The 3,776-nt window shown below is 42.9% G+C and carries 1 protein-coding gene and 1 pseudogene; both read left to right on the top strand.

The window, feature by feature from the left end:
* Positions 1–872 (top strand): annotated as a pseudogene (locus HMPREF2876_RS10340) (IS3 family transposase); the annotation flags it as partial.
* Positions 873–1,070: 198 nt separating this feature from the next.
* Positions 1,071–3,572 (top strand): leucine--tRNA ligase, encoded by a 2,502-nt coding sequence (gene leuS / locus HMPREF2876_RS08525; protein ID WP_024052645.1) that lies wholly within the window; start codon positions 1,071–1,073, stop codon positions 3,570–3,572.
* The last annotated feature ends 204 nt before the right edge of the window (positions 3,573–3,776 follow it).

Raw genomic sequence — 3,776 nt, 5'->3', positions numbered from 1 at the left:
AGGTAAGTCCAATAAGGTTATCATGGAGACTCTGAGCATAAAAAATGTTAGTCAGGTCAAAATCTGGTGGCGATGGTATCGAAATGGTGAACTGCACCGCTTCCACCAACCTGTGGGGGAACAATATACCTACGGTAAAGGAATGGAACAGCTATCCGAAGCGGAACAACTACGCCTACAGGTGGAATTGCTAAAAAAGTATCGGAGCTTGGTAAGGTCATCGACAAAGTAAGTCTTATCAAGCTGGTGGAAGAATACAAGAAAGTCTACCCTGTCTCAGTCATTCTGGACTGTTTTGGGATCAAACGATCCACTTTCTACCGTTGGAAAGTAGAAGGTGAGAAGCCTAAAAAAAGGGACGAGGTGGTAGAAAAAATAGAGCTAATCTGTATGGGAAATCAGTTTATCTACGGCTACCGTACCATCACCCGATTGCTCAAGAAGAGGGATAACCTTGTCACAGACATGACCTACCTCTACTTTGGAAACTGTAAACTCTACCTGTCCTCTATCATGGATCTCTATAATCGTGAGATTGTGGCTTATACCATCTCAGATTGCCAAGATACGGACTTGGTGTTGGATACTTTGAACTAACTGAATGTGTCTCAAGGAGCGCTCTTGCATAGCGATCAGGGCTCTGTCTACACCTCAAAAGCTTATTACCAGGCTTGCACAGAAAAAGGCATCACCCGCTCTATGTCCCGTAAGGGAACACCAGCAGATAATGCCTGTATCGAATGGTTTCATTCTGTCCTAAAGTCTGAAACCTTCTATCTCCATAACTGGAGAAACTTAACCAAAGATAGTAGAACAGATATTGTTAATCTTACATCATATTTTATAATGAAACTAGAATTCAACAGAGATGAAACGACCAGTCTCCTGTGGATTGCAGAAATCTGGTCGCCTAAAAAGTGTTTTTCTTCTATCCCATTATTGGGGTGCAGTACCGAATGACTAGCTGTTTTTTTGTGTTTGAGAATATAGAAACAGACTTTCCTTAATTATGCCTTTTAAAATCGCCTAAAAATGGTATAATAATAACATCACAAAATTGGAGTGAATCAATGACTTTTTATAATCACAAATCAATTGAAAAAAAATGGCAAAATTATTGGGCGGAAAATCATACGTTTAAAACAGGAACAGACGCTGACAAACCAAATTTTTATGCGTTGGATATGTTCCCTTACCCGTCTGGTGCTGGTCTTCACGTAGGACACCCAGAAGGCTACACGGCGACTGATATTCTTAGTCGTTTCAAACGTGCGCAAGGCTACAACGTTCTTCACCCAATGGGCTGGGATGCCTTTGGGCTGCCTGCCGAGCAATACGCAATGGATACAGGTAATGACCCAGCTGAGTTTACGGCAGAAAATATTGCCAACTTCAAACGCCAAATCAATGCGCTTGGCTTCTCTTACGACTGGGATCGTGAAGTAAATACTACAGATCCAAACTACTACAAGTGGACGCAATGGATCTTCACCAAGCTTTACGAAAAGGGCTTGGCCTATGAAGCGGAAGTGCCAGTTAACTGGGTTGAAGAACTAGGTACAGCCATCGCTAACGAAGAAGTACTTCCTGACGGAACATCTGAACGTGGTGGTTACCCAGTTGTCCGCAAACCCATGCGCCAATGGATGCTGAAAATCACAGCTTACGCTGAACGTTTGCTGGAAGATTTAGAAGACCTTGATTGGCCTGAATCTATCAAAGATATGCAGCGTAACTGGATTGGTAAATCAACTGGTGCCAATGTGACCTTTAAAATCAAAGATACTGATAAAGATTTCACAGTATTTACTACTCGTCCAGATACATTATTTGGTGCAACCTATGCTGTTTTGGCTCCTGAACATCCGCTTGTTGAGGTGATTACAACGCAAGATCAAGCGCAGGCTGTTGCGGATTATAAACACCAAGCAAGCCTTAAATCTGACCTTGCTCGTACAGACCTTGCTAAAGAAAAAACAGGTGTCTGGACTGGTAGCTATGCCATTAACCCAGTAAATGGTAAAGAAATTCCAATCTGGATTGCCGACTACGTTCTGGTCAGCTACGGGACTGGTGCGATTATGGCGGTTCCTGCCCACGATACACGTGACTGGGAATTTGCTAAGCAATTTCATTTGGAAATCATCCCCGTTCTTGAAGGTGGAAATGTTGAGGAAGAAGCATACACAGAAGACGGCCTTCACATCAATTCTGGCTTCTTAGACGGCCTTGATAAGGCACAAGCTATCGATAAAATGGTTGACTGGCTGGAAGCAGAAGGTGTCGGAAACAAAAAAGTAACTTACCGTCTGCGTGACTGGCTCTTCAGCCGTCAGCGTTATTGGGGTGAACCAATCCCAATCATCCACTGGGAAGACGGCACAACAACAGCTGTTCCAGAAGAGCAATTGCCGCTTGTATTGCCAGTAACCAAAGACATCAAACCTTCAGGTACAGGTGAAAGCCCACTTGCTAACTTGACCGATTGGCTGGAAGTGACGCGTGAAGATGGGATGAAAGGTCGCCGTGAAACAAACACAATGCCACAATGGGCAGGCTCTAGCTGGTATTATCTTCGCTATATCGACCCACACAACGATGAAAAATTAGCTGATGAAGAATTACTCAAGGCTTGGCTGCCGGTTGACATTTACATTGGTGGTGCAGAACATGCAGTGCTTCACCTTCTTTATGCTCGTTTCTGGCACAAATTCCTTTATGATTTAGGTGCCGTTCCAACCAAAGAACCATTCCAAAAGCTCTTTAACCAAGGGATGATTTTGGGGACCAGCTATCGTGATAGCCGCGGAGCACTGATTGCCAGTGACAAGGTTGAAAAACGTGACGGTTCATTCTTCCATATCGAAACTGGAGAAGAACTGGAGCAAGCTCCGGCGAAAATGTCTAAATCACTTAAAAATGTTGTGAATCCTGATGATGTGGTTGAACGTTACGGAGCGGATACGCTGCGCGTGTACGAGATGTTCATGGGACCGCTTGATGCTTCTATCGCTTGGTCTGAAGAAGGCCTTGAAGGCTCACGCAAATTTCTTGACCGTGTCTATCGCTTGTTGACAACAAAAGAAATTGTTGTAGAAAACAGTGGCGCACTTGATAAAGTCTACAACCAGACAGTCAAGGCAGTGACCGAGCAGCTTGAGGAACTCAAGTTTAACACAGCCATTGCTCAATTGATGGTATTTGTCAACGCTGCCAATAAAGAAGACAAACTCTTTGTTGGCTACGCTAAAGGCTTTGTACAATTGTTAGCACCATTTGCACCACACCTTTCTGAAGAATTGTGGCAAACATTGACACAATCAGGTGAATCAATTTCATACGTTCCTTGGCCAACATGGGATGAAGCAAAACTCGTTGAAGATGAGGTTGAAATTGTCGTGCAAATCAAGGGCAAGGTTCGTGCAAAACTTGTGGTCGCAAAAGACTCAAGCCGTGAAGAGCTTGAAAAGCTTGCCTTTGCCAATGAAAAAATCCAGTCTGAAATCGCTGAAAAACAAGTGGTTAAGGTGATTGTAGTCCCTAACAAACTTGTTAATATTGTTGTCAAGTAATAGGTTCTGTTAGCCTTATCTGCAACCTTCAATAACGTTTCAAGCTGTTGGAGCTACCTAAATTGGTGAATATTGTTGCGAAATAAAAGAAAAATGAGGATTCTGCTAACATTTGGAATCCTTTTTCGCTGCTTTAAACTAAAAAAGCATAAACTTAAAAACAAGAAAAGTAAAAAAAGATGAAAAAAGGTATTGACAAGAAGA

Origin of the sequence: Streptococcus sp. HMSC073A12 (genome assembly GCF_001812815.1) — a bacterium.
Lineage (GTDB): Bacteria > Bacillota > Bacilli > Lactobacillales > Streptococcaceae > Streptococcus > Streptococcus vaginalis.
This window is presented reverse-complemented; position numbering and strand designations above follow the sequence as displayed.